The organism is uncultured Ruegeria sp. (genome assembly GCF_947489545.1).
Taxonomy (GTDB): Bacteria; Pseudomonadota; Alphaproteobacteria; order Rhodobacterales; family Rhodobacteraceae; genus Ruegeria.
This window is the reverse complement of the sequence record NZ_CANLDZ010000002.1, coordinates 157,757-181,665: the sequence shown is the minus strand read 5'-3', so window position 1 is coordinate 181,665 and position 23,909 is coordinate 157,757. Positions and strand designations below refer to the sequence as shown.

Genomic DNA, 23,909 nt, shown 5'->3' with positions numbered 1-23,909 from the left:
GTCTCAAACTAAAACCGATCCCTTGCTATCGATCACGCCTTGCGTTTCGGCCTCGCCCAGCAGCATCTCGTTGTGGGCTTTGCCTGACGGGATCATGGGAAAGCAGTTCTCGTGCTTTTCGACGAGGCAGTCAAAGATCACCGGGCCGTCGTAATTGATCATCTCCATGATCGCATCGTCCAGATCAGCAGGGTCGGAACACAGGATACCCTTGGCTCCGAACGCCTCGGCCAACTTGACGAAATCGGGCAGGGCTTCGGACCAGCTGTGCGAATAACGCTCGCCATGCAGCAGTTCCTGCCACTGGCGCACCATGCCCAGACGTTCGTTGTTCAGGATGAATTGTTTTACCGGCAGACGATATTGAGCTGCAGTGCCCATTTCCTGCATGTTCATCAGCCACGACGCCTCACCAGCCACATTGATCACCAGAGCATCCGGGTGGGCCATCTGCACCCCGATTGAGGCGGGGAAGCCATAGCCCATGGTGCCCAGCCCTCCAGATGTCATCCAACGGTTGGGATCTTCGAAGCCAAGGTACTGCGCGGCCCACATCTGATGCTGACCAACTTCGGTGGTGATGTACCGATCGTGCTTTTTGGTCAGTTCCTCAAGCCGTTCCAACGCATATTGCGGTTTGATGGTCTTTTCGCTGTTGGTGTACGCAAGGCAATTCACCTTGCGCCATTCAGCAATTTGACCCTGCCACTGCTTAACGTTCGCGGCATCCGTTTTGCGGCCGCGCGCTTTCCAGACCTTCAGAATATCCTCAAGCACATGACCCACATCGCCGACAATCGGGATGTCCACACGGATCACCTTGTTGATCGAGCTTGGGTCGATATCAATATGCGCCTTTTTCGAATTGGGCGAGAACGCATCGATCCGTCCGGTGATACGGTCATCAAACCGCGCCCCGATATTGATCATCAGGTCGCAGTCATGCATCGCCAGATTGGCTTCATAAAGACCATGCATGCCCAGCATGCCCAGCCAGTTCTTGCCTGAGGCCGGATAGGCGCCCAGACCCATCAGGGTCGAGGTGATCGGGAATCCGGTTGCATCCACCAACTCGCGCAGCAATTGGCTGGCCGCGGGGCCGGAGTTGATGACGCCCCCGCCGGTGTAGAAGACGGGTTTCTTTGCGGTTTCAATTGCGGCAACCAACTCGGTGATCTCTTCAAGATCACCTTTCAGAACAGGTTGGTAGTGTGAGCTTGACGGTTTTGGTGCGCTGTATTCACCATTTGCAAACTGCACGTCCTTTGGAATGTCGACAAGAACCGGGCCGGGGCGGCCCGAGGTTGCGACATGGAATGCCTCATGCATCGTTGTGGCCAGCGAATCCGTGTCCTTCACCAACCAGTTGTGCTTGGTGCAGGGGCGGGTGATGCCAACGGTGTCTGCCTCCTGAAAGGCGTCCGAGCCGATCATGAAGGTGGGCACCTGTCCGGTCAGAACGATAATCGGGATCGAATCCAGCAAAGCATCTGTCAGGCCGGTCACCGCGTTTGTGGCACCGGGACCAGAAGTCACAAGCGCGACACCCGGCTTGCCGGTCGAACGGGCATAGCCTTCGGCGGCATGAACCGCGCCCTGTTCGTGACGCACCAGAATGTGACGGATGTCATTTTGCAGAAAGATCTCGTCATAGATCGGTAGCACGGCGCCACCGGGGTATCCGAATACCGTGTCCACGCCCTGATCCTTGAGGGCCTGAACTACCATCTTTGCGCCGGTCATCTCACGTGTCATCTGCTTTGCTCCGTTCGCGACATGTGTCTTGCGTTTGACAAAAAAAAGCCCCCGATCATTCGGAGGCGCATGGGTTCGATTATGGTTTACCGTTACCGGCCCATGCGCGTGTTTCCTACGATTACGACTAGCGTTCTCATCGCCAGAGGCTCCTTTTTGCTTGGAAGGGACATTATGGGCGAGCGAAAGGGGCGTCAACAGGCAATTGCGCCAATTTTCTAACTTGAGGGCGGGATTTTGCGACATTTTATTGCGCAAATTGCCGCATGATCGGAACATCCGGGAAAATTTAGGAAAAAATAGCCCCGTGTGCGGTTTTTCTGACTTGTCCGAAAGCGTCAGGCCGGTGTCCAAAACTGGCATGATTTGAGATCTCTGCTGCGTCACGCTGACCCTGAGAGCGCAAACACGGGAGGCGGCGTATGCTACACGATTTAGTGGATCTTGGACGGTATCCGATCGATCGCCCGGATTCGCCGGCGTATGACCGGATGATCGAGGATTTGCAGCGCGAGCTGGGTCAGGATGGATGTGCTGTGATGCCTGGCTTTGTACATCCGCAGGGGATTGAACTGTTGGTCAGCGAAGCAGAAGCCGTTGCGCCCATGGTGCATCGCTCATTCAATCGCACCAATGCTTACTTCACCAAGGACGATCCGAGATTTGGCGCGGGTCATCCGATCCGGCGGTTTTTTGACCGTTCTAACGCTTTTGTCCCCGCTGATAATTTTACCAAGTCCGGTCCCTTGCGGCGGATCTATGAATTCAAAGGATTTCTTCCCTTTATCCGAGCGGCATTGGGGGAACCGGCTGATCGGTTTTTTCGATATGATGACCCGCTTGCGGATGTGATTGTCAACGTGGTTGAAGAAGGGCAGGGGTTTCCCTGGCATTTTGACACCAACAATTACACCGTGACGCTGGCCATCCAGAACGGTGAGGCAGGCGGGGCGTTTGAATATGCGCCCAATTTGCGCACATCCGAGGATGAGAATTTCGACAAGGTCGCATCGGTTTTGGATGGCAATGGGGCCTTGGTTCGTCGCCTTGAACTGCAACCGGGGGATCTGCAGATATTCAGGGGCCGGTATTCTCTGCACCGGGTTGCGCCGGTGACGGGTAAGCGCCGTCGATATGTCGGCATATTCTCGTTTGTTGAAGCTGAAGGGATGTGCGGTGGCATTGAACGGACCCGGCAACTTTATGGGCGTGTCTTGCCGCACCATCATGCCCGTGAAGGGATGCGTAAGGATCAGTTGCTGGATTGAGAGGCGTCGGCATGTAACGGCGTTTTCAAGCGGCGGGGCTCGGATGCCAGGGCTATTGCAGCTCACGCCGTTTATATATTGCAGTTCATTGAAGGCGCAGATCGATTTTTACTTCGGTCGCCGTGGGTTACGTGCGGGCTTACTCAAGAGAACTATGCGTTTTTTGCGAAATGGTTCGGTAGCGATCAGGTTGCTGGAATGCCCGAACTGATGCCAAGCCGTTGGGGGATGACCAATCCTTTTACATTGATGTTGAGGGAATAGGCGCGCTTTTTCAGATCTTGCGTCCCGGGCTCGAGGATTGCCGGACGGGCGTGTCCGACCACCGTTCGATCAACCTTATCAACAGCGTGAGTTCGATGAGTTGGATGAAAAGAGCACGTTGGTGTTTTCGGGGAAGGCATTCAAAGCGGGGCGTAAATGCTCCCGCCCATCGTCAACGCGCTTTCAGCGCATGTCCTCTGGTTGGGCTGCGCAGCGCTGCGCGCTGCGGGTACGCATAAGTTAGAAGCCGACCCCGGTGCCTTGCAGCACGCCATGTTCAAGCGCGTAGCGGGTCAGGCCGGCTGTTGAAGAGATACCCAGTTTGCGTTTGATATTCTTGCGGTGTGTCTCGACCGTGCGCACTGAGATATCAAGCGTCTGGGCAACCTGTTTGTTGGATTTTCCCTGTGCCAGCTCCAGCAGAATTGTTTGTTCCCGACCGGTAAGCGCCTCGCGTGTGCTGTCACCTTTGGGCTGCAGGGACAGGCTGGCACCGGTGCACAGATATTGCTCGCCGCGCATAACCGCATCGATGGCCTGTTTGATCTCTTCCGTCGGAACATCCTTAAGAATATACCCCTTCGCGCCATGGTTGAGCGCGGTCGAGATGTATTCCGGGCTGTCATGCATTGACAGGATCAGAACGCGGGTTTCGGGCAATTGTTCGAGAATGATCTCGGTTGCGCTCAGCCCGCCAAGGCCGGGCATGTTCAAATCCATCAACACCACATCCGGCGCCAGTTGCGTGGCCTGATCCACCGCCGCCTGCCCACTGCCCAATGTTCCAACCACCGCGATCTCCTCATAGGATTCGAGGATGGATTGAATACCTTCGGCGACCATTGGATGGTCATCAACGATCAGAACTCGGATCTTTTCGGCGCTCATGTACCGGCCTTTCGGTTCGGAGTTGCGTCAGTCTGTGGCGGCAGCAAATGGCTCAGCGGCAGGCTGGCTTCGATCACTGTGCCGCCGCGCGGCCCGCGTGATGACAGAATGCGCAGTGATCCGTCAAGCTGCTCAATGCGTTCCTGCATGTTGCGCAAACCGATACCCGTGCCAGTTTGTCCCGGCTCTGAACGCAATCCTCGGCCATTGTCGGTGATGCGCATGGTCGCCCCCTTTTTGTGCCCGCGCAGGTCAATTGTAACACGAGATGCATCTGCGTGGCGTTCAATGTTTGTAAGGGCTTCCTGCGCAATCCGATAGAGCGCGATCTTGCTGTCTTGATCCAGCCGGTTGCGGAAGACCACGGTTGAGAAATCCGTTTCGATCCCCGTGCGGTCGCGGAAATCATCGGTCAGAGCCTTCAGGGCAGGGCCAAGACCAAGGTCATCCAGCACGCCGGGTCTTAAATCACGGCTGATGCGGCGCACCTCGGTGATCGCCGATCCCAGATGATCGATACCCTTGTCCAGTGGCGCACGTGCCCCCTCATCATCGCCGCGGGAAAGCCGCCGTCGGGCGTTGTCCAACGCATAGCGGACACCCACAAGGATCTGGCTGATGCCGTCATGCAATTCGCGGGCGACCCGGCCGCGCTCTTCTTCCTGCGCGTCGAAAACGCGCTGCGTCAGCTCTTTCAACTTGGCGTCTGCGAGACGTCTTTCGCGGATGTTCAGTAGCATTCCCGAGGCGAACACGATCAAAACTGCAGCAGTCACAATTGCGCCGATATACATAAAGGTGCGCTGTACCCGTGCCTCAACCTCGGCTCGGGCATTGGCGACAGTGGCTACGATATCGTCAATGAACACGCCGGTGCCCACAACCCAACGCCAGTCTTGCAACCCAACCACATAGGCGATCATCCGCGCCTCTTCCCCGGTTGACGGCTTTTGCCACATGAAACTGTGCCACCCCGCACCTTGTCGCGCGAGGCGAATGAACTCATCCACAATCGGAGTGCCGTCGCTGTCGGTCAGGCCTTCCCAGTTGCGATTGATGAATTGAGTCTGCCGGGGGCTCACCAGATTTTTGCCGTCGTAATCATAGACAAAAAAGAACCCATCCTGACCATAGATCATGGCCGACAAGATTTGCGAAACAAGATTCTTTGAAACTTCGTCATCCGGTTCAGCCCGGCCATAAATATATGCAAACCCGTTTCTGGCCTGGGTTACATAGTTTCGCAGTTCTTCCTTCTTGGCCTCGATCAGGCTGCGCTCCAGCGCCCGGATTTCCCGCTCGGCGGTTGCGCGCGCCTCATAGGCGACCAGCACGGCAATCGCCGCAACGGCGAGGACCAAGGGAATTGCCGCTACCAACGACAGTTTCTGGGCGTAGTTCAGCGAGACCATGTTTCGAAATCTTTGCATGGTCGAATCGATACGCAAGCGGCGGCGAAAATGCAAAAAGATTGGGCGTGCGCGGGTGATATTGCCCCAGTTGCCCGTCTTAGGCTGGAAAATCGCCCATATTTTTTGGCGAAAACCGGAAAGAAAGCCGGATCTCTACGCAGTAATAGGTATTCCTTTTCAGGTCGCGGACACTAGTCTGACGCTCACTGAATGCGACAGGCCCAAAGTTTCTTGGGTCAGGACTATTAAGGGGAGGAATACTCATATGGATCGTCGTTCATTTCTGAAAAAATCCGCGCTGGGCGGCTCGGCTGCTGCGGCAACCACTTTGGCAGCACCGGCATATGCGCAGGGCAAGCGCACTCTGACCATGGTCACCTCGTGGGGTCGTGGCCTTGCGGGCGTCTTTGACAGCGCTCAGCGTTGTGCCGACAGCATCACGACTATGTCGGATGGCAATCTGAACGTTGAAATCAAAGCAGCTGGTGAACTGGTTGGCGCTTTCGAGGTGTTCGATGCCGTGTCGTCGGGTCAGGCCGACATGTACCACGCGGCGGATTACTACTTTGTCGGTCAGCATCCGGGCTATGCCTTCTTTACCGCAGTTCCATTCGGAATGACCGCGCAGGAACTGGTGAACTGGTACTACCACGCCGGTGGCATGCAGCTGCATGACGAATTGGGCGAGATCTTTGGCCTGAAATCCTTCTTGGCCGGCAACACTGGTGCCCAGGCAGGCGGCTGGTTCTCGAAAGAGATCAACAGCCCTGAAGATTTCAACGGTCTGAAATTCCGTATGCCAGGTCTGGGTGGCGAGGCGCTGGGTAAACTGGGTGCATCTGTTCAGAACATTCCGGGTTCAGAAGTGTATCAGGCCCTGTCATCCGGCGCGCTTGACGGAACCGAGTGGATCGGTCCATGGGCCGACGAAAAGGCGGGTTTCCAGGAAATCACCAAGACCTACTACACCGCAGGCTTCCACGAACCGGGCGCGGGACTGTCGCTGGCGACAAACCGCGAGGTTTATGACAGCCTGTCAGCAGCGCAGCAGAAGATCATCGAGATCGCCGCAGGTGAATGCCACCAGTGGAACCTGGCGCAATTCCTGGCCAATAACGGCGCGGCGCTGCAGCGTCTGCAGGCCGCTGGCGTCAAGGTCTTGGAATTCCCTCAGCCTGTTTGGGATGCCTTTGGTCAGGCAAGCCAGGAAGTGCTGGATCAGTATATGGGTGATGACCTGTTCAAGCGTATCCACGACAGCGCAATGACGTCGATGGCGGCGTCCTCGGCTTGGAACAACCTGTCATCGGGTGTCTATACCGCAGAGCGTGACCGCGTTCGCGGCTAACATACACCGCTGAGATCAAACGGTTTCCCCGCGACTGTGGGGAAACCTTTCCTGTTGCAATTGCGTGGGTTGGACAAGCCCAATAATCAGCAAGGCAACTGACGCGACCTGGGGACAACATGCAGGACGAAAACGGTATCTCGTTCTTCGGCGCCCTGTGGAACGGACTGGTCTGGTTCGTTCAGAACATTGCCGAAGCCTTCTATAATTTCGGATACGCCATCACGCATCCGCATCTCTGGCTGAACTGGTCGGACAAAGAAGCGATCATGCGCTTTGTCTATTACGGCGGGTCGGTCGAGTTCTTCTTTGTGATCTTTGCCCTGTTTTTGGTTTTGACGGCTATCGGCCTGTACTACCGGAATTTCATGTGGGGCATCGTGCGGGGCCTTGAGGGCTTTGCCAACACAACCGGGCGGTTCTTTGCCTGGGCGGGTTTGCTGATGGTGATCCAGCAGATCGTGATCGTTTTCATGCAGCGGGTTTTTACACGACCGGATATGGCCTTTGGCTTGGGTATTCCGTTCCAGATGGATATCAGTTGGTTCGCGGAAGAGCTCAAACTCTACAACGCTATGGTCGTCTGCCTGTGTTGCACCTACACCTTCGTGCAGGGCGGACATGTGCGGGTTGATCTGATCTATGCAGGGATAAGCCACCGTGCCAAACGTGTTGTGGATATGCTGGGCGCGGTTCTGTTCATGATGCCTATGGCTGTGCTGACCTGGATGTATGGTTGGTATTTCATGTGGCGCCACCTGATCGTACCGAAACCATCAGCCAGCGATACACTGGATCGCTTGGTCATGAAATCCCGCGCGATGCGCTGGAATGTCGAAACCATCGGGTTCAGCCCCAACGGATTCAACGCTTACTTCCTGTTCAAAATCCTGCTGGTGGCCTTTGCGGCGATGGTGTTCCTGCATGCGATCGCGTTCCTGTACCGCTCGTATCTGGAATATGTCGAAGGACCGGAAAGCGCTGGAAAATACCTCGACAAGGACAGCCTTGGTGAGGGTGAAGAAGCCTACGAAGGCGCACATTAGGGACGGAGACCCAGACAATGTTATTCGGACTTGATGGCGTCGAGATAGGCCTCATTATCGTATTTTTCTGCCTTTTCGGAGGCATCCTTTCCGGTTTTCCTGTGGCCTTTGCCATCGGCGGGGCCGGGGTAATCTCATTCGGAATTATTGCTGCGCTGGACAGTTCCGGCCTGCTGATACATCAGGCGATTGATACTAGCTCGCAGATGTATCGGGATCTGGTTGCGACAGGCGTTAAACCCGACGCGGTATCCGTTTTCCGATATCCGGACTTGCCGAGGATAGGCGAGCCAGTGTTCCCCGCGGGCTGGGAAACTGCGCTGGACCGCAACGTATCTTTCATCGTCAACCGGATGAACGAACGCGTTCTTGCGGGGCAGTCCATCGAAACGCTGCTGGCAGTTTTGATGTTCGTTCTGATGGGCATCACGCTGGAACGGTCGAAAATCGCGAATGATCTGCTAACCACAATGGCCCGGGTGTTTGGCCCGCTGCCGGGTGGTCTGGCTGTATCCATTGTGGTTGTGGGCGCGTTTCTTGCGGCCTCGACCGGGATCGTCGGCGCAACCGTGGTGACGATGGGTCTGTTGGCCCTGCCGACTATGTTGCGCAACAACTATTCGCCGGAACTGGCGACGGGTGTGATAGCGGCTTCGGGGACATTGGGACAGATCATTCCACCTTCGATTGTGATCGTTCTGTTGGGGACGCTGGCCGGAGACCTGTATTCAACGGCGCAGGAAGCCCGTGCAGTTGAGGCAGGTTGTAGCGATGCGTTGACCTATCTTGGTGAGCCCGCGGTTGTGTCGGTCGGCACGTTGTTTCAGGCAGCCTTGCTGCCGGGGATCATGTTGGCGTTGCTTTATGCGCTTTATGCATTTGGCTATGCGCTTTTGAACCCCGACAAGGCACCCGCTGTGCCGATGTCCGGTGGAAGTGGCGAACCGATTACCCGCGCGGAAGGCCTGACGTGGTTGCTGGCAGCCCCGGTGGGTCTGATCGTTGGCGCCGTGTTGCTGGGCAGTGTTGGACTGATCGGCAGCCAGAACGTCACGGTATCAGCATTCTCGGATGTCGGGCAGGGTGCATCACTGCGCACCAATGTGCCTGAAGAGTGCAAGATTTCGATGATTGATCTGCATGGTCAGGCAGCGTGGGATCAAGCGATTGCCGAGCAGGAAGAGATCGATGCGGCCGGTGGTGTTTCGAATGCGGAACGCCTGAGTGAGGAGGATCTTGTCGCAGCGCGTGACGCGAAGATTGCGGCAGCAGCTCCGATCGGGAATGGCGTGGCGGTTATTGCAGTTCTACTAGGGCTGACGTTGGTTTTGGGGCGGGGCATCGCGCCGTCGCGGTCACCGCAGCCTCTGATCGTTGGTGCGATTGGTCTGTTGTTGATGCTGTTTGTCGATGTCTTGCTGATAAAACCAACCACGTCTTCGGGTGCCACTTTCCTGTTGTTGGCTGTGCCTTTCGCCCTTGCGATCTACGGTTGCAAGGAAGCGGCAGCGCGCTGCGCGACAAATGATCTGATCCGGGTGGTGTTCCCACCTTTGGTTCTGATCATAGCGGTGCTGGGCTCGATCCTTGGCGGTGTGACCAATCCGACCCCAGCCGCTGCTTTGGGTGCGGGCGGTGCGATCATGCTGGCGGCCTATCGGAAGCTTCAGGATCAGGGTCGGTCCGGCAATGTGATCATCTGGTCGACCTTTGCCGTCATCATCTGCCTGCTTCTCGGCGTGAATTTCGATTTGCGCGTCAATCAGGGCGGGGTGTCGTTCGAAAGCTGGGTCGCGTTCTTCCTTGCGTATGCCGCCTACATCTATGCCTTGTTTGGCTTGGTCTATGGATGCTGGGTCTTGTTCACCGGTGGCGTCCTGACGCCTGTGGTGCGCGAGACGGCTAAGGTGACGTCGATGGTGTTCACCATCCTGATCGGGTCGCAATTGCTGAACCTGGTGGTGATCTCGTTTGGTGGAGAGCACTATATCCAGCAATTCCTCAAGAGCTTTGACAATGAGTTCACCGTATTCCTGATCGTGATGCTGGTGTTGTTCATCCTTGGCTTTGTGCTGGATTTCCTAGAGATCATCTACATCGTCATCCCCATCGTGGGTCCGGTGATCTATGGCGGATCGTTTGATCCGAAATGGGTCACGATCATGGTGGCTGTGAACCTGCAAACCTCGTTCCTGACGCCTCCGTTTGGGTTCGCGCTGTTCTACTTGCGAGGGGTGGCACCAAAAGAGGTGACGACCGGGCATATCTATCGAGGGATCATCCCATTCGTGATCATTCAGGTGGTGGGTATCGCTATCTTGTGGTTCTTCCCAACGATCGTGACCATCGTGCCGGATCTGATCCCGAATTGAGGATCGGCGAAGCTAATGATTATCGGAAAAGGGGGGCCAGTCGGCCCCCTTTGCTTTGTGCCGGATATTAAGGGGCTCCGCCCCTTCTTGGCCTTTGGCCAATTCAACCCCGGGATATTTTCAGCCAGATGAAGATTTGGATCAGGTGAATTGAATCAGATCCCATCGGTTGCCGAATGGGTCGCGCCAAACTGCAACGGAGCCATAGGGTTCTTGGCGGGGGGCTTCTTCGAAGGTGACGCCTTTGGCCAGCATGGCAGCGTGGTCGCGGGTGAAATCGTCTGTTTGCAGAAAGAAGCCGACGCGCCCTCCGGTCTGATTGCCGATTGCAGCGTGTTGTTCCGACCCGACCGCTTCTGCCAGCAAAAGCGATGCGTCGCCCGACCCCGGAGGCGTTACGCGGACCCAGCGTTTCCCTCCCCCAAGATCGATGTCCTGTACCAGTTCGAAATCCAGCGTTTCGGTATAGAACGCGATGGCATCATCATAGTCAGGCACCACAAGGGTGACTGCATGGAGGGATTGCTGCATTTGGCGTCTAGCCTTTGGTCGGGTGACGATCCGGCAACTGAATGTTGGCGACCTGCTCGGCGATCGGGGCGGATGAGAGTGGATGATGTGACGGATCCTGATACGCGGTCGGGTCGTCGATCTTCTGCCATTGGCCCTGAACATAGGCTTCCAACCCCGCGAACTTGGCTTTGTAGCCCATCTTGGGGCTACCTGGGACCCAGTAGCCCAGATAGATGTAGGGCAGGCCAGCCTCGCGGGCGATATCGATGTGGTCGAGAATCATATAGGTACCAAGGGAATTCTGCGGCTGCACAGGGTTATAAAACGAATAGACCATGCTAAGCCCATCATCGAGGACATCGGTCAGGCTGACGGCGATCAAATCGCCGTTTTCGGGATCCGTGTATTCGACGATACGGCTGCGGATCGGGGTCTCTTCGATCATCGCCGCAAATTCAAACACGTCCATGTCCGCCATACCACCGTCGGCATGTCGGTTGTCGAGATATCCGCGAAACAGATCGTACTGCTCGTCGGTTGCCCAAGGAGATTTCGCGCTGCGTCGCAGGTAAGAATTGCGCTTGATTGCGCGCTTCTGACTTTTTGAGGGTTGGAAGGCTGAAACGTCGATCCTTGCGGACAGACACGCAGAGCAGTCCGTGCAGGAGGGTCGATACAAGACGTTTTGTGACCGGCGAAACCCTTGTTGCGACAGCGAGTTGTTTAGCTGATCCGCGCCTTCGCCCTGCAGGGCGGTAAACAACTTCCGCTCCATCCTGCCCTCAAGATAAGGGCAGGGCTGAGGGGCTGTCACATAGAATTGTGGCGCAATGGGCAGCGTGTGTCGCATGAAGGTCCTGTGTAGCCTCAAACCGGATGATAGCAACGGTTTTTCTGGCCGCCAAGTGATTCACACGAAGGATTTTCAGGCGCGTTGATTGATCATTACAGTGCCGAGGAACGCATCTGTCAGTCCCTGACAGCGCGCGCTGGTCATCATCATGATAACCGAGATGATCTGGATCACCGGAAACATCATGCTGACAAAGTAGCCGGCAGTGTGGGCAACCGCCTTGCCTGTGTCCATCTTTTCACCGAATGCATCGCGCAGCTCGATCCCCATGAAGCGCATGCCCAATGTGGCCGATCCGTTCGCGATCGTTACGACGCGGTAGACAAAACTGACGACCGCGTAAATCAGCGCGAGGATGAAAAACCCAAGTCCGAAAGTCAGCAGGATTGCGACGGTGCACAGCAGTGAAATAAAGGCGATATCGAACAGCCAGGCGACAAAGCGTTTTGTCGTCACAGACCTGTAGAATTCAGGTTGGCGATCGGGATCGGGCAGGTTTGTCATAATCGGAATATCCAGGTGATGGTGTCAGATAACCCTGTCCCGAACAATCGGAACAGGGCAAGCGGGATCAGGCAGGTTCACCTTTGTCAGTTTCTTCATGGTTCTCGCGAGCGCGATCATTCATGAACTGGTCGAATTCTGCCTTGTCTTTGGCTTCACGCAGTCGGCGCAGGAAGGCTTCGAAATCCTGTTGTTCGCGTTCCAGACGAGCCAGGGTGTCCGATTTGTAAGCGTCAAACGCACTGTTGCCGGACGGCTTCATTGTGCTCATGTGGCTTTGCCAGGATTTGCGGCGACTGCAGGACTTGCTGAACATTCGTTTGCTCCAGATCATATAGGCCAGAAAGGCAAGGCCGATCGGCCAGAAGAAGATGAATCCAAGGACCATAGCAGCGATCCAGGCGCCTTTGCCTTTGTCGTCAAGCCAGGCCTCGGCACGATAGAACCATCCCGGGTTTTGCGGGGCGACGGGTTCAGTTAGTGCAGTCATTTGGGCTCTCCAGGGTTGATGTAAATTCCTTTCACATTGTCTAGATGGGGTCCATTTAGCTGGATGCAAGAGGTCGATGTGAAAAAGATTTACATTTTGCGATTTGGTTGACGCGGCATGGGATCACGCGCAGTTTGCAGATATGAGTATGACTGAAAACAAGGCCGCCCCGACGGTTGACGCGATCCTTGATCTGGAAAAGCAGGTCTGGGCCGCGCTGGTCTCGGGCAACGCGCAGGCAGATCGAGCTTTGCTGAGCCCGGATTTTCTGGGGGTCTATCCTTCTGGATTCGCCAACAGGGATGATCACGTTGGCCAATTCGCCGATGCGCCTACCATGGCGACATTCGAGCTGAGCGAGGCCAAGCTGATGGTTTTGACGCCAGACATTGTCCTGCTGTCTTATCGTGCCGACTACCAAAGGCCGGATGCCGATAGGTGGGAGACGATGTTGATTTCTTCGCTCTGGGAAAGGCGGCACGAGGTTTGGGTAAACAGTTTCAGTCAGGACACCCCACTGGAGACAACCTGACGGGTTTGTCCCATTGACGACCCGACACGGCAATGCGCAGGTTGCGCTTATGACTGATGTTCTTACCATCTCCCGCCTGCCGCGCGCTTTTGATCCAGCTCTGGGGGATGAAACCCGTGCATTGGTGCCGGAGTTGTCTGCTGAACATGGCGAGTTGATTGCAGGGACGGCCGGATCAAGCCCGTACCTGAAGGGCCTGATCGAACATGAGAAGGCATGGCTACCTCAGGCGTTGCAGCACCCGGATCAGGCGATGACAGATGTGATGGCCGCAGCGCGGGCCTTGCCGCCAGATCAGCTAAAGCCGGGTTTGAGGAAAGCCAAACGCCGCATGGCCTTGCTGACTGCCCTTGCAGATATTGCCGGGGCTTGGCCCCTGGAAAAGGTCACGTCAGCGCTCACGGATTTTGGCGCATTGGCGGCGGATGTCGCGGCTAAGGCTGAAATTGCGGCCTTGGTGCGGCGCGGCAAGCTACCGGGGATGACAGAAGACGACGTCCAATCGGCCGCTGGGATGGTCATCCTGGCGATGGGTAAAATGGGCGCGCATGAGCTGAACTATAGCTCGGATATCGACCTGATCGTGTTGTTCGATGAGACGCGCTTTGATCCCGATGATTTCTACGACGCTCGGCAAGGCATGGTGCGAGCCACGCGCAATTTCTGCGCAACGTTAAGCGAAAAGACAGCCGATGGCTATGTGTTCCGCACCGATCTTAGGTTGCGCCCGGATCCTGCTGTCACACCGGTCTGCATGGCGATGGAGGCGGCCGAGCGGTATTATGAAAGCCTTGGACGCACGTGGGAACGTGCCGCCTACATCAAGGCACGCGCCTGCGCAGGCGATTTAGCGGCCGGAGAGCGGTTTCTGGATGGCCTGCGCCCCTTTGTTTGGCGGCGCCATCTGGACTTTGCGGCCATTCAGGACGCCCATGACATGCGCCTGCGTATCCGAGAGAACAAAGGGACCGGCGGGGCATTGTCGATCCCGGGCCATGATATGAAACTGGGACAAGGCGGCATCCGCGAGATCGAGTTTTTCACCCAGACACGCCAACTGATCGCCGGAGGGCGCGATCCTGATCTGCGGGTGCGGGGTACGGTGCAGGGCCTTGCTGCGCTGGCCTCAAAAGGATGGGTGCCAACGGACGTCGCAGATAAACTGACCGACCATTACCGCGCCCATCGCGACGTCGAGCACCGCATTCAGATGGTGCATGATGCCCAGACCCATAAGGTGCCTCAATCCCCGGACGGGATCGAACGCGTTGCCTGCCTGATGGGGATCAGCAGTGCGGCGTTGACCTCGGATCTGACTCGACGCCTGGCTGAAGTTCATGAATTGACCGAAGGTTTTTTTGCGCCGGGTCAATCAGCGGCCTCAGTTCAAGTGCAAGAGGTCGCATTCGACAAGAGCATTCTGGCCCGCTGGACCACCTATCCGGCGTTGCGCTCACAACGGGGGCGGCGCATTTTTGAACGCCTCAAACCGGAACTCCTGTCGCGGCTTGCGAAATCCGCGCAGCCGGATGAGGCGTTGCTGGCTTTGGATGGGTTTCTCGCAGGGCTGCCAGCAGGTGTGCAGCTGTTTTCGCTGTTCGAAGCCAATCCGCAGTTGATCGACTTGCTGATCGATATCGTCGGGACCTCTCATGCATTGGCCACGCACTTGTCCCGCAACGCCGCTGTTTTTGATGCGGTGATCGGCGGAAGCTTTTTTGCCGACTGGCCCGGGCAGGCGGCGTTGCAGGCAGAGCTGGCAGGTGCCTTGGCTGAAGAAACTGACTACGAAACGCAGTTGGATTTTGCCCGTCGCTGGTGCAAGGAATGGCATTTCCGGATCGGTGTGCATCACCTCCGTGGGTTGATCGATGGGGCGCAGGCGGGTCGCCATTACGCCGAACTAGCGCAGGCGGTTATCGCGGCGATCCTGCCCCACGTGGCCGCAAGTTTTGCCCAAAAACATGGGCCTGCACCGGGACGCGGGGCCGCAGTCCTGGGAATGGGCTCAATCGGGGCAGGGCGGATCAACTCGCAATCTGATCTGGACATGATCGTGATCTATGACCCGCAGGATCAGGACATGTCCGACGGTCCACGACCGCTTGCAACGCGCACATACTACGCCCGTTTCACGCAGGCCCTGATTACGGCATTGTCTGCGCCGATGTCGCAAGGGCGTCTTTATGAGGTCGACATGCGCTTGCGCCCGTCAGGTAATCAGGGGCCAGTCGCGACCAGTTGGGCCAGTTTTACCAACTATCAGCAAAAAGACGCATGGGTTTGGGAACATCTCGCCCTAACACGTGCCCGTGTGGTGGCTGGGGATGCCGGCCTGGCGGAAGATATCGAAACGTTTCGCGCTGACTTTCTGTCGAGTTCGCGCAACCGCGATCAGGTCCTTCATGAAGTGGCCGAGATGCGCGCGCGCCTGGCAGCGGCAAAATCACCTGCGGGGATCTGGGATGCCAAGAACGGGCCGGGTCGCTTGTTGGACATCGAATTAATGGCCGAAACCGGGGCGCTGTTATCAGGCAGCCCGCAACGCGATGTGCATACCGGACTAGACGGGGCGGTCGCTGCAGGCTTGTTGGATGTCGCGCAGGCACAAACGCTGAAAGACAGCTATGACTTATGCTGGTCGGTGCAATGTGCGGCGCGGCTGCTTTCGGGTAAGGTCATCGAGGCTGACAAAATCGGTGACGGCGGCACGGCGTTTCTGTGCCGCGCCACCGGTTATGAACAGGTCGAACAGCTGCAATCCGCATTGCAGGACAGTTACATCACCGCCGCCGGTCTGATCGGCAGCGTGATCAAGGAGGGCGAAGATGGCGCGCAGCACTGATCCGAACGATCCCAAGGGGCTGATCCGCGAGGCTTATCGCATCGATGGCATCGCTTTGCCCGAATGCCGCAGCATCTTTCTGGATTGGGCTTTGAGCTTACCGGATAATCTGGATCAGAAACAGGCGCTGACCGATCTGCACGCCGCTTATTACGCGCAGGATTCTGAACACCCGATGACACAGGTGCTGGCCGAAGGGTTGCAAACTGCCCAAGCCCCGAAACGGCGTGGCGGATGGCGCGCCCGTGACCGAGGGACATAGGGGCTTTTCCATCAGCGCCTTCGCGACTATGAGGGCGTCATGACGCAAAATGCCGTGACAGACCGCCCTCGTATCCGCCTGAAACCCAAAGCCAACGCGCGCGGACTGCGCCATGGCTTCCCATGGATTTATGCCAACGACATCGTAACCGACCGCCGCACCCGCAAGATCGCCGCCGGGGCACTGGCTGTTCTCGAGGATGACAAACGCACGCCCATCGCTTTGGTTGCGGTTAACCCGGAGTCAAAGATCATGTGCCGGGTCTTGGACCATGATATCGACGCGCAATTGACGGTCGACTGGTTCGAAACCCGTTTAAGCCGCGCCTTGGCCTTGCGCGCGCGCCTGTTTGACACGCCTTATTACCGGCTGGTCCATGCCGAAGCAGATGGCTTTCCTGGCGTGATCATCGATCGGTTCGGCGATGCCTGCGTGATCCAGCCCAACGCCGCCTGGGCCGAGGCACATCTGGACGTTTTGATCGATGCTTTGGTCAAAGTTACTGGTGTGACAACTGTGCTCAAGAACGCCTCCGGCCGTACGCGCGGTCTGGAAGGTCTAGACGACCTGAGCTTGACCCTGCGCGGCGCAGCACCCGATGCACCTCTGCCCGTGCCGATGAACAGCGCGACCTATATGGCAGACCTGACCGCGGGGCAAAAAACCGGCCTGTTCTATGATCAGCGCCCGAACCATGCCTTCGCCGCAGGGTTGGTCCATTCCGGCGCGCATGTGCTGGACATGTTCAGCCATGTCGGCGGTTTTGGTTTGGCGATGCTGGCAGGTGGCGCAAAGCACGCCTTGTGCGTAGACGGGTCCGCCCCGGCATTAGAACTTGCAACGCAGGGTGCCGACGCTTCCGGGTTTGCTGACCGGTTCCAAACCCGACGAGGCGACGCTTTCGACGTTTTGACCCAGTTGGGCGAAGAGGGCGCGCAGTTCGATGTCGTCATCTGCGATCCACCAGCCTTTGCACCGTCAAGACAAGCGCTGGATGCCGGATTACGGGCCTATGAACGCATTGCCCGCTTGGCCGCGCCACTGGTTAAACCGGGCGGCTACCTCGGCCTGTGCTCTTGCTCGCACGCCGCAGACCTTGGACGGTTCCGCGATGCCTCATCTCGTGGTATTGGGCGTGCCGGACGACAGGCGCAATTGATCCACACAGGCTTTGCCGGGCCAGATCATCCGCAGCTGCCACAACTGGCCGAAAGCGGGTATCTCAAAGCGGTGTTCTACCGGTTGTGAAGGCGGTTCTGGATACCTGCATCATCTACCCGACGGTGATGCGTGAGATGTTGTTGGGTGCGGCTCAACTGGGCCATTTTACCCCAATCTGGTCTGCACGGATCCTCGAAGAATGGGCGCGTGCCGCCCGAAAGCTGGGCCCTGAGGGTGAGATGCAGGCGCGTGCCGAAATCGCACTGACACAAGCACAATGGCCCAACGCCGAACAAGGCGCTGCTCCGGGGCTCGAACAACGGCTGTGGTTGCCGGACGCCGCTGACATCCATGTTCTGGCCACCGCCATCGCCAGTTCTGCGGATGTCATCATCACCGTCAATGCAAGAGACTTTCCCAAAAACATCCTGGCCGAGGAAGGTCTGGAACGACACGATCCCGACAGCCTCTTACTGGGGTTCTGGCTCACTGATCCTGAGGGCCTCGAACGGGTCGCAAGCCGTGTGTTGGCCGAAGCCAATCGGCTTTCCGGAGCGCAGTGGGACTTGCGGGCTCTGATGAAAAAAGCCCGCCTGCCGCGTCTGGCGAAAGCGCTCAGCCAAAACCCTTAATCCCTTCATCTGGCTAGAAATATCCCGGAGAGCGCGAGAGGCTGGCCTCTCGCTGCCGGTCGATCAGCCACGCCCCCAACGCTGCTCAAGCGTCTCAAGCGCTGCAATACGCTCATCCGTCTTCGGGTGGCTCATCAACCACGCAGGCACCACGCCCGAGCGTTGTTCGGTCAGCGCTTCAAGCTTATGAAACAGGGACTTCTGCGGCCCGATCCCAATCCCGGCCTTGGTCAGCAGGGCGGCCGCATACTCATCCGCCTCATACTCATCCGCACGGGACAGGCGCGACGCCAGTAGGCTCGTCAGCGCATTGGCAATGATGGCACCAATAAAGGGAATGAACCGGTTCAGAACCATCATCAGCGCTGTGCGCATGGCATTTTGCCCGGAAAAATCGATCATCCGCCGCCGGGCATGGCCGAGTGCCACATGACCCAACTCATGCGCAATGACGCTGGCCATTTCTTCTGCTGAAACCTCACCATTCCGGAACTTGCGATAGAACCCACGCGTGATGAATATCCGCCCATCCGGTGCAGCCAATCCGTTCACAGGATCGATCTCATAAATATAGACGGGAACACGGTCCACATCCAACGCCGCCGCCAGCCGGTCTGTCAGGCGTTTTAGTGCAGGGTCAGCCAACTCCGTCGATTTTGCATCCAACTCGCGATGTGTGCGCCAGACAGAAATCCGGTACATCACAACGGCATAGGCAATGGCCAGTAGGATCGGCGTTAAGCGGAGCATGGGTTAGATATGGGATTTCAACCCCGCAAGAGCAAATGGAAAGTTGCGTTCTGGCCGGAGAACGCCTCCAAATTCAACTTAGATCAGGCTAACTCTTTGATTTTGAACAACAGCGAAGCCTAGTCCTGCCGGGGTGACGGAAGGGTTAATCCGATGTTATAGCTTCGCTCCAAAAGCGCTTGCCGCCGTTTTGCTGATCCGGTAGACCCGTGGAGCACTTCGATCTTACGGGGCGAAAGGCCAAAATAGCCGAACGTTCCTTTGGTCCAAGCGGTCTCAAGTGCATGATGATATCCGGCGGCTTCCATTTCGTCTGAACGCGCCCCGGCAGGGATCAGCAACACCCCGGATCGAGGTTTTTGCAGTGACTTTTCCGTATCCTGCAACTGGTCGTAGGCCCAGCCCCACGTCCAGACCCGATCCACCCAGCCTTTCATCATTGAAGGCATACCCCACCAGAACAAAGGAAACACAAGGCAGATGGCATCGGCATGAGCGATCCGCTTTTGCTCGGCTGCGATGTCCGGCGGCGGCGTTGAGCTTGCATCCCCTTCAATATCCGCCATAGACCAGCGCGGATCAAAACCTTCGGTATGTAGATCGGCAAGCTCGACGGTGTGGCCAGCTGTTGTGGCACCCTTCATGAATTGTGCAGCGCTGGCCGCCGTAAACGAGTTCGGGTCCGGATGATCCAGAATTGTCAGTACGTGCACAGGCAAGCTCTAGGTTGTTGTCAAATGAACTTTGATCACTGTGGAAGCTCAACGTAGCTTTAGGTCAAGAGGAGATGTTCGCCGTGTATTCGGCAATAAACTGGTTAGAGACTACTACCGTGTCAGCTCCCGCATTCCTTGCTCAAGCCCGGCCAATGTCATCGGGACCATCCGATCCTCGAAAAGCTCTCGGATCATGCCGATGGAATGGGTGTATTCCCAGTATTTCTCGGGCAACGGGTTGATCCACAGGTTTGAGGACCATTGTTCACGTGCGCGCTGCAACCAGACCTGACCGGCCTCCTGGTTCCAGTGCTCATTGGCGCCACCGGGATAGGCGATTTCATAGGGGCTCATCGAGGCGTCGCCGACGAAGATGCATTTATAGTCCGGCCCATAAGTGCGCAGAATTTCGTGGGTAGGCGTTTGCTGATCCCAGCGACGGTGATTGTCGCGCCAGACCCCTTCATAAAGGCAGTTGTGGAAGTAGAAATACTCCAAATGCTTGAACTCGGTGCGGGCAGCGGAAAACAGTTCCTCGACCACCTTGATATGCGGGTCCATGGATCCGCCCACGTCCAGAAACAGCAGCACTTTGACGGCGTTGTGACGCTCGGGCCGGGTTTTGACATCCAGATATCCGTGCTCGGCCGTGGCGCGGATCGTGCCGTCCAGATCCAGTTCCTCGGCCGCACCTTCGCGCGCCCAACGGCGCAGGCGTTTCAGGGCGACTTTGATGTTGCGGGTGCCCAGTTCAACTGTGTCATCTAAGTTCTTGAATTCGCGCTTATCCCAGACTTTCACAGCGCGCTGGTGACGGCTTTCTTTCTGACCGATCCGCACGCCTTCGGGGTTATAGCCATACGCCCCGAACGGAGAGGTGCCAGCGGTGCCGATCCACTTGTTGCCGCCCTGATGGCGGCCCTGTTGGTCCTTGAGCCTTTCGCGCAAAGTGTCCATCAACTTGTCAAATCCGCCAAGGGCGTCGATCTCGGCCTTTTCTTCTTCTGACAGGTGCTTTTCGGCCATTTTGGCCAACCATTCGGCGGGGATATCAACCGCATCAAGCACCTGATCGAAAGTGATCTCGTTCAGGCCTTCGAAACTGGCGGCAAAGGCGCGATCGAACTTGTCGATATTGCGCTCATCCTTCACCATCGAGACGCGCGCCAAGTAGTAGAACGCTTCGACATCATAGGTTGCCAAACCCTTTTTCATGCCTTCAAGAAACGTTAGATATTCCCGCAAAGAAACGGGAATGGCTGCTTTTCGGAGGTTCTCAAAAAAGGGCAGGAACATCGCGCTATACCACCAGCCGGACCAGCACCATCGAGATTATGAGACCGGCAAGCGCAAAAGCGATTCCAAACCCGGCGGCATATTGCGCCATATCAGCCGCGTTTCCATTGCGTTTTCGCGCAGTCAATGCGCCCAGGATTGCACCTAATAACGCCATTCCGAGAACTACTAACATGGCTGTGTCATCCGCCTCAGTTGCTGTTGGAAGGTCTGACTGTCGCGTCCTGCAACAGGGATTGAACCACCAGATCCGAGCCAAAGCCGTATCGCGCCCATCCCAGACTGTCCAGCCTGACTGCGCGTGCCTGTTCCGGCTTTCCGGCCTGTTTGAGGGCTTCGGATTTCAACAACAGTAGCGTGGCAAGAATTGAGGCGTTTTCGGCCCGCGTCATGACGTTGATGGCCTGATCAAGCTGGGGCAGAGCACTGGGGCCCTGATCCTGCGCCAACGCAAAAGCTGCAGTCTGGGTGGTTACATGGGCACGGTGGACCTCGGTTCCCGGCGTTTCGCGCAGGAATTGCAGGGCAATCTGGAACTGGCGCTGCGCCTCTTGCGGGTCGTTGAACTGCATCATGCGCCCCATCAGATAGTGCGGGTACGCCCGGCGGTGATCGGTCCAGCCCAGCTGCTGACCGATTTGGGCGGCCTTTCGGGCCGCCCGCATTTGTCTGGGTGAGCTGGATCCCGGGCCCAGCGATTTCTGAATCGCATCAATCCATTCGCGCGGTGTGTCCGAAATCGGCTGCGCGGGCAGCCTGTCGCCGCGCGGGTTCAGGCGACTCAGAACACCGGGAATGACAGCAGCGACCTGGTCGCGGGTCATTCCGGTTTGCAGCTCGGGGGCATAAGCTGCTCGCAGGATCAACATGTCAAAGCCGGTCAGAACGGTGTGGATGTTGTCGTCGTTGAACACCGAGTCCGGCAGGTGATAAAGGTCATTCAACGGCCCCAGCGCTTGCGCCAGCTCTTCATGCAGGCAGTCGCGCATCTCTTGTGGGCTGACATCATAGGGGATGAAGATACCGATCCGTTCGCGGCTGCGCAGCTCGGTCCAGCTGCTTTTGGCCTTACGTCGATCGCGGCTGTATTCCTCAAAGCTCGAAGCGTTGGGTACAACGAAACAGGCTGCATTCGGCAGGATACGGTGGATCTGCCTCTGGCTGACCGCTTCGATTGTAATATTCGCCTGACCCTCGTTGATCTGCCGAATGTCGAGCCTTGCCTCGCGGCGCAGTCGTTCAAGCAACTGGCCAAGGTCGCGTCGCATACTGGCGGTTGACGCGCCGGTCAACCGCACCGTGATCGGCATTTCGAACCGGGTGAAAACAGGCAGTTGCGCACCGCTTTCCAGTTCGAAATGCAAGGATACAAAGTCAGCGGCAATGTTCTTGTTGGATCGTGCGGGCGGGGCAGGTCGGGGGGCGGGGAAGGTTTTTGTCGGGGGCAGCGAGGCCTCGATAACCTTGACCTCGGCCGGCAACTCGATCGTCTCAACAGACGTGCAACCGCATAGTGCCACTGCCAGAACAAGAACGCCCCGCCGGATCATGAGCGGTTGTACTTAACAAACTGTGTCAGTGTTCCGATGCGATCATAAAGCTGACGCGCCGTATGATTGAACTCTTGTGTCAGCCAATAAACGGATGGTGCGCCTTTTCTATCTGCTTGGTCATAGACCGCCTGTATCAGGGCGCGGCCGACACCTGTCCCCCGGGTCTCGGGTCGGGCGTACAGGTCCTGAAGGTAGCAAACCTGTTCCACTTTCCAGGCATGTCGGTGAAACAGAAAATGCGTCAGGCCAACAAGTTTGCCATCTTCCTCGGCGACGAAACAGGAAAAGTCTTGCGGGTCGTCGCCAATCAACCGCGAAAAGGTCGTGGCATAGATCGCTTCAGGAACGGTCGTTTCGTAGAAGGCGAGGTAGTCCCGCCACATCTCGGCCCATGCGTCCCTGTCTTCGGTGCGCAGGGCGCGAATTTTTACTGCGTGGGCCACGGGACACGTCCTGTTTTGTGTGTTCGAGCTGAACACAGTCTTTCTGATGCTGACATCCGGTCTGCGCCAAGGCAAGCCGCGATCACCAGATGTTCAAGCGGGTTCAGCCTTTGCGGCGTGCCATAAAGGCTAGACGCTCAAAAAGATGCACATCCTGCTCATTCTTCAGCAAGGCACCATGCAGTTTTGGCAACGCGTTGACTCCGTCGCGCTTGAGGTCCTCGGCAGTCAGGTCTTCGGCCAGTAGCAGCTTCAACCAGTCCAGAACCTCGGATGTCGACGGTTTCTTCTTCAGCCCCTGAGTCTCACGAATTTCATAAAACTGCGTCAGCGCGGTTGTTAACAGCGCATCTTTGATGCCGGGGTGATGCACCTCGACGATCCGGCGCATCGTGGCGTCATCGGGAAAGCGAATGTAGTGAAAAAAGCAGCGGCGCAGAAACGCGTCCGGCAGTTCTTTTTCATTGTTCGAGGTAATAATCACGATCGGACGGTTTTTGGCCCGGACAGTCGCGCCGGTCTCATAGACGTGGAATTCCATCTTATCGAGTTCCTGCAACAGGTCGTTGGGAAATTCGATATCGGCCTTGTCGATCTCATCAATCAGCAGAACCACCTTTTCATCCGCCTCGAACGCCTGCCACAGCTTTCCCTTGCGGATGTAGTTCGACACGTCATGCACGCGTTCTTCACCCAACTGGCTGTCGCGCAACCGGCTGACCGCATCATATTCATATAGGCCCTGCTGCGCACGGGTGGTGGATTTGACGTTCCACTCGATCATTTTCAGCCGCAACGCACCGGCCACTTGTCTGGCCAGCTCGGTTTTACCGGTGCCGGGTTCCCCCTTGACCAGCAATGGGCGTTCCAACGTCACAGCGGCATTTACAGCGATGGTCAGGTCGTCGGTGGCAACATATTCAGCTGTGCCTTGGAAACGTGCGGTCATGGGCCCCTCGTGTGGTTATGCGCGATGAACGAGCAAGAGTGTGGTGTCCGGGTTACA

The 23,909-nt window shown here is 57.0% G+C and carries 23 protein-coding genes; 9 read left to right on the top strand and 14 right to left on the bottom strand.

Annotation, left to right across the window (positions count from 1 at the left end):
* Positions 1-3: 3 nt before the first annotated feature.
* A complete protein-coding gene (locus Q1B13_RS03590) occupies positions 4-1,755 on the bottom strand; it encodes an acetolactate synthase 3 large subunit (protein ID WP_298936012.1) in 1,752 nt (583 codons plus the stop codon).
* A gap of 422 nt (positions 1,756-2,177) precedes the next feature.
* Here Q1B13_RS03590 and Q1B13_RS03585 point away from each other — a divergent pair, with 422 nt between their 5' ends.
* Positions 2,178-3,023, top strand: coding sequence for a hypothetical protein (locus Q1B13_RS03585; RefSeq protein WP_299075988.1), 846 nt, complete (start codon positions 2,178-2,180; stop codon positions 3,021-3,023).
* Between the two features lie 504 nt (positions 3,024-3,527).
* Here the strand turns inward: Q1B13_RS03585 and Q1B13_RS03580 are convergent.
* Positions 3,528-4,175 (bottom strand): response regulator transcription factor, encoded by a 648-nt coding sequence (locus Q1B13_RS03580; protein WP_299075986.1) that lies wholly within the window; start codon positions 4,173-4,175, stop codon positions 3,528-3,530.
* Complete coding sequence (locus Q1B13_RS03575; RefSeq protein ID WP_298936009.1) at positions 4,172-5,605, bottom strand: cache domain-containing protein; 1,434 nt, start codon at positions 5,603-5,605, stop codon at positions 4,172-4,174. Before Q1B13_RS03575 ends, Q1B13_RS03580 begins: the two co-directional genes overlap by 4 nt.
* Positions 5,606-5,852: 247 nt before the next feature.
* Here Q1B13_RS03575 and Q1B13_RS03570 point away from each other — a divergent pair, with 247 nt between their 5' ends.
* The 3 genes from Q1B13_RS03570 (at position 5,853) to Q1B13_RS03560 (ending at position 10,353) form a co-directional block, all read left to right on the top strand.
* Positions 5,853-6,935: a TRAP transporter substrate-binding protein gene (locus Q1B13_RS03570; RefSeq protein ID WP_298936008.1), complete on the top strand. Its 1,083-nt coding sequence runs from the start codon at positions 5,853-5,855 to the stop codon at positions 6,933-6,935.
* Positions 6,936-7,054: 119 nt separating this feature from the next.
* Positions 7,055-7,981 (top strand): TRAP transporter small permease subunit, encoded by a 927-nt coding sequence (locus Q1B13_RS03565; RefSeq protein WP_298936007.1) that lies wholly within the window; start codon positions 7,055-7,057, stop codon positions 7,979-7,981.
* Positions 7,982-7,998: 17 nt separating this feature from the next.
* Complete coding sequence (locus Q1B13_RS03560; protein ID WP_299075984.1) at positions 7,999-10,353, top strand: TRAP transporter large permease subunit; 2,355 nt, start codon at positions 7,999-8,001, stop codon at positions 10,351-10,353.
* A 141-nt stretch (positions 10,354-10,494) separates the two neighbouring features.
* On the opposite strand, the gene Q1B13_RS03555 is transcribed toward Q1B13_RS03560, so the two are convergent.
* The 4 genes from Q1B13_RS03555 to Q1B13_RS03540 all read right to left on the bottom strand — a co-directional run bounded on the left by Q1B13_RS03555 (position 10,495) and on the right by Q1B13_RS03540 (position 12,713).
* Positions 10,495-10,884 carry a VOC family protein gene (locus Q1B13_RS03555; protein ID WP_299075983.1) on the bottom strand — a complete coding sequence of 130 codons (390 nt, stop codon included), beginning with the start codon at positions 10,882-10,884 and terminating at the stop codon, positions 10,495-10,497.
* Positions 10,885-10,891: 7 nt separating this feature from the next.
* The gene (locus Q1B13_RS03550) at positions 10,892-11,716 is read right to left on the bottom strand and encodes an arginyltransferase (RefSeq protein WP_299075981.1); all 825 of its coding nucleotides are present in this window, start codon (positions 11,714-11,716) and stop codon (positions 10,892-10,894) included.
* Between the two features lie 75 nt (positions 11,717-11,791).
* Positions 11,792-12,223, bottom strand: a complete 432-nt coding sequence (locus tag Q1B13_RS03545; RefSeq protein WP_299075979.1) for an RDD family protein — start codon at positions 12,221-12,223, stop codon at positions 11,792-11,794.
* Between the two features lie 67 nt (positions 12,224-12,290).
* Entirely contained in the window at positions 12,291-12,713 is a 423-nt protein-coding gene (locus tag Q1B13_RS03540; protein WP_298935996.1) for a DUF2852 domain-containing protein, read from the bottom strand.
* A gap of 142 nt (positions 12,714-12,855) precedes the next feature.
* On the opposite strand from Q1B13_RS03540, the gene Q1B13_RS03535 reads away from it, so the two are divergent.
* The 5 genes from Q1B13_RS03535 to Q1B13_RS03515 are packed head-to-tail and all read left to right on the top strand — an operon-like array spanning position 12,856 to position 18,145.
* A complete protein-coding gene (locus tag Q1B13_RS03535) occupies positions 12,856-13,245 on the top strand; it encodes a nuclear transport factor 2 family protein (protein WP_298935995.1) in 390 nt (129 codons plus the stop codon).
* A 49-nt stretch (positions 13,246-13,294) separates the two neighbouring features.
* The gene (locus Q1B13_RS03530) at positions 13,295-16,090 is read left to right on the top strand and encodes a glutamine-synthetase adenylyltransferase (protein ID WP_299075975.1); all 2,796 of its coding nucleotides are present in this window, start codon (positions 13,295-13,297) and stop codon (positions 16,088-16,090) included.
* Complete coding sequence (locus Q1B13_RS03525) at positions 16,074-16,352, top strand: hypothetical protein (protein WP_299075973.1); 279 nt, start codon at positions 16,074-16,076, stop codon at positions 16,350-16,352. The genes Q1B13_RS03530 and Q1B13_RS03525 overlap by 17 nt, the downstream gene beginning before the upstream one ends.
* Positions 16,353-16,391: 39 nt before the next feature.
* Complete coding sequence (locus tag Q1B13_RS03520) at positions 16,392-17,600, top strand: RSP_2647 family RNA methyltransferase (protein WP_299075971.1); 1,209 nt, start codon at positions 16,392-16,394, stop codon at positions 17,598-17,600.
* Complete coding sequence (locus Q1B13_RS03515) at positions 17,597-18,145, top strand: RSP_2648 family PIN domain-containing protein (RefSeq protein ID WP_299075969.1); 549 nt, start codon at positions 17,597-17,599, stop codon at positions 18,143-18,145. The genes Q1B13_RS03520 and Q1B13_RS03515 overlap by 4 nt, the downstream gene beginning before the upstream one ends.
* A 63-nt stretch (positions 18,146-18,208) precedes the next feature.
* On the opposite strand, the gene Q1B13_RS03510 is transcribed toward Q1B13_RS03515, so the two are convergent.
* The 7 genes from Q1B13_RS03510 to Q1B13_RS03480 all read right to left on the bottom strand — a co-directional run bounded on the left by Q1B13_RS03510 (position 18,209) and on the right by Q1B13_RS03480 (position 23,852).
* Positions 18,209-18,895 carry a M48 family metallopeptidase gene (locus tag Q1B13_RS03510; protein WP_298935988.1) on the bottom strand — a complete coding sequence of 229 codons (687 nt, stop codon included), beginning with the start codon at positions 18,893-18,895 and terminating at the stop codon, positions 18,209-18,211.
* 119 nt (positions 18,896-19,014) lie between these two features.
* Positions 19,015-19,608 carry an NAD(P)H-dependent oxidoreductase gene (locus Q1B13_RS03505; protein WP_299075967.1) on the bottom strand — a complete coding sequence of 198 codons (594 nt, stop codon included), beginning with the start codon at positions 19,606-19,608 and terminating at the stop codon, positions 19,015-19,017.
* A 114-nt stretch (positions 19,609-19,722) separates the two neighbouring features.
* Entirely contained in the window at positions 19,723-20,907 is a 1,185-nt protein-coding gene (locus Q1B13_RS03500; protein WP_299075965.1) for a VWA domain-containing protein, read from the bottom strand.
* Positions 20,908-20,911: 4 nt separating this feature from the next.
* Positions 20,912-21,082 (bottom strand): hypothetical protein, encoded by a 171-nt coding sequence (locus Q1B13_RS03495; RefSeq protein WP_298935985.1) that lies wholly within the window; start codon positions 21,080-21,082, stop codon positions 20,912-20,914.
* A 16-nt stretch (positions 21,083-21,098) separates the two neighbouring features.
* Positions 21,099-22,457, bottom strand: a complete 1,359-nt coding sequence (locus tag Q1B13_RS03490; protein WP_299075963.1) for a DUF2927 domain-containing protein — start codon at positions 22,455-22,457, stop codon at positions 21,099-21,101.
* A complete protein-coding gene (locus Q1B13_RS03485) occupies positions 22,454-22,843 on the bottom strand; it encodes a GNAT family N-acetyltransferase (RefSeq protein WP_299076646.1) in 390 nt (129 codons plus the stop codon). Before Q1B13_RS03485 ends, Q1B13_RS03490 begins: the two co-directional genes overlap by 4 nt.
* A 163-nt stretch (positions 22,844-23,006) precedes the next feature.
* Positions 23,007-23,852 carry a MoxR family ATPase gene (locus Q1B13_RS03480; protein WP_298935982.1) on the bottom strand — a complete coding sequence of 282 codons (846 nt, stop codon included), beginning with the start codon at positions 23,850-23,852 and terminating at the stop codon, positions 23,007-23,009.
* Between the last annotated feature and the right edge of the window lie 57 nt (positions 23,853-23,909).

Bases quoted from the DNA above. Each gene is read 5' to 3' on its own strand.
- Q1B13_RS03525 (WP_299075973.1), top strand. From the start codon at position 16,074: ATGGCGCGCAGCACTGATCCGAACGATCCCAAGGGGCTGATCCGCGAG.
- Q1B13_RS03565 (WP_298936007.1), top strand. From the start codon at position 7,055: ATGCAGGACGAAAACGGTATCTCGTTCTTCGGCGCCCTGTGGAACGGA.
- Q1B13_RS03530 (WP_299075975.1), top strand. From the start codon at position 13,295: ATGACTGATGTTCTTACCATCTCCCGCCTGCCGCGCGCTTTTGATCCA.
- Q1B13_RS03575 (WP_298936009.1), bottom strand. From the start codon at position 5,605: ATGCAAAGATTTCGAAACATGGTCTCGCTGAACTACGCCCAGAAACTG.
- Q1B13_RS03555 (WP_299075983.1), bottom strand. From the start codon at position 10,884: ATGCAGCAATCCCTCCATGCAGTCACCCTTGTGGTGCCTGACTATGAT.
- Q1B13_RS03520 (WP_299075971.1), top strand. From the start codon at position 16,392: ATGACGCAAAATGCCGTGACAGACCGCCCTCGTATCCGCCTGAAACCC.
- Q1B13_RS03535 (WP_298935995.1), top strand. From the start codon at position 12,856: ATGAGTATGACTGAAAACAAGGCCGCCCCGACGGTTGACGCGATCCTT.
- Q1B13_RS03560 (WP_299075984.1), top strand. From the start codon at position 7,999: ATGTTATTCGGACTTGATGGCGTCGAGATAGGCCTCATTATCGTATTT.
- Q1B13_RS03585 (WP_299075988.1), top strand. From the start codon at position 2,178: ATGCTACACGATTTAGTGGATCTTGGACGGTATCCGATCGATCGCCCG.
- Q1B13_RS03510 (WP_298935988.1), bottom strand. From the start codon at position 18,895: ATGCTCCGCTTAACGCCGATCCTACTGGCCATTGCCTATGCCGTTGTG.
- Q1B13_RS03545 (WP_299075979.1), bottom strand. From the start codon at position 12,223: ATGACAAACCTGCCCGATCCCGATCGCCAACCTGAATTCTACAGGTCT.
- Q1B13_RS03485 (WP_299076646.1), bottom strand. From the start codon at position 22,843: ATGTGGCGGGACTACCTCGCCTTCTACGAAACGACCGTTCCTGAAGCG.
- Q1B13_RS03490 (WP_299075963.1), bottom strand. From the start codon at position 22,457: ATGATCCGGCGGGGCGTTCTTGTTCTGGCAGTGGCACTATGCGGTTGC.
- Q1B13_RS03550 (WP_299075981.1), bottom strand. From the start codon at position 11,716: ATGCGACACACGCTGCCCATTGCGCCACAATTCTATGTGACAGCCCCT.
- Q1B13_RS03570 (WP_298936008.1), top strand. From the start codon at position 5,853: ATGGATCGTCGTTCATTTCTGAAAAAATCCGCGCTGGGCGGCTCGGCT.
- Q1B13_RS03590 (WP_298936012.1), bottom strand. From the start codon at position 1,755: ATGACACGTGAGATGACCGGCGCAAAGATGGTAGTTCAGGCCCTCAAG.
- Q1B13_RS03540 (WP_298935996.1), bottom strand. From the start codon at position 12,713: ATGACTGCACTAACTGAACCCGTCGCCCCGCAAAACCCGGGATGGTTC.
- Q1B13_RS03495 (WP_298935985.1), bottom strand. From the start codon at position 21,082: ATGTTAGTAGTTCTCGGAATGGCGTTATTAGGTGCAATCCTGGGCGCA.
- Q1B13_RS03580 (WP_299075986.1), bottom strand. From the start codon at position 4,175: ATGAGCGCCGAAAAGATCCGAGTTCTGATCGTTGATGACCATCCAATG.
- Q1B13_RS03480 (WP_298935982.1), bottom strand. From the start codon at position 23,852: ATGACCGCACGTTTCCAAGGCACAGCTGAATATGTTGCCACCGACGAC.
- Q1B13_RS03500 (WP_299075965.1), bottom strand. From the start codon at position 20,907: ATGTTCCTGCCCTTTTTTGAGAACCTCCGAAAAGCAGCCATTCCCGTT.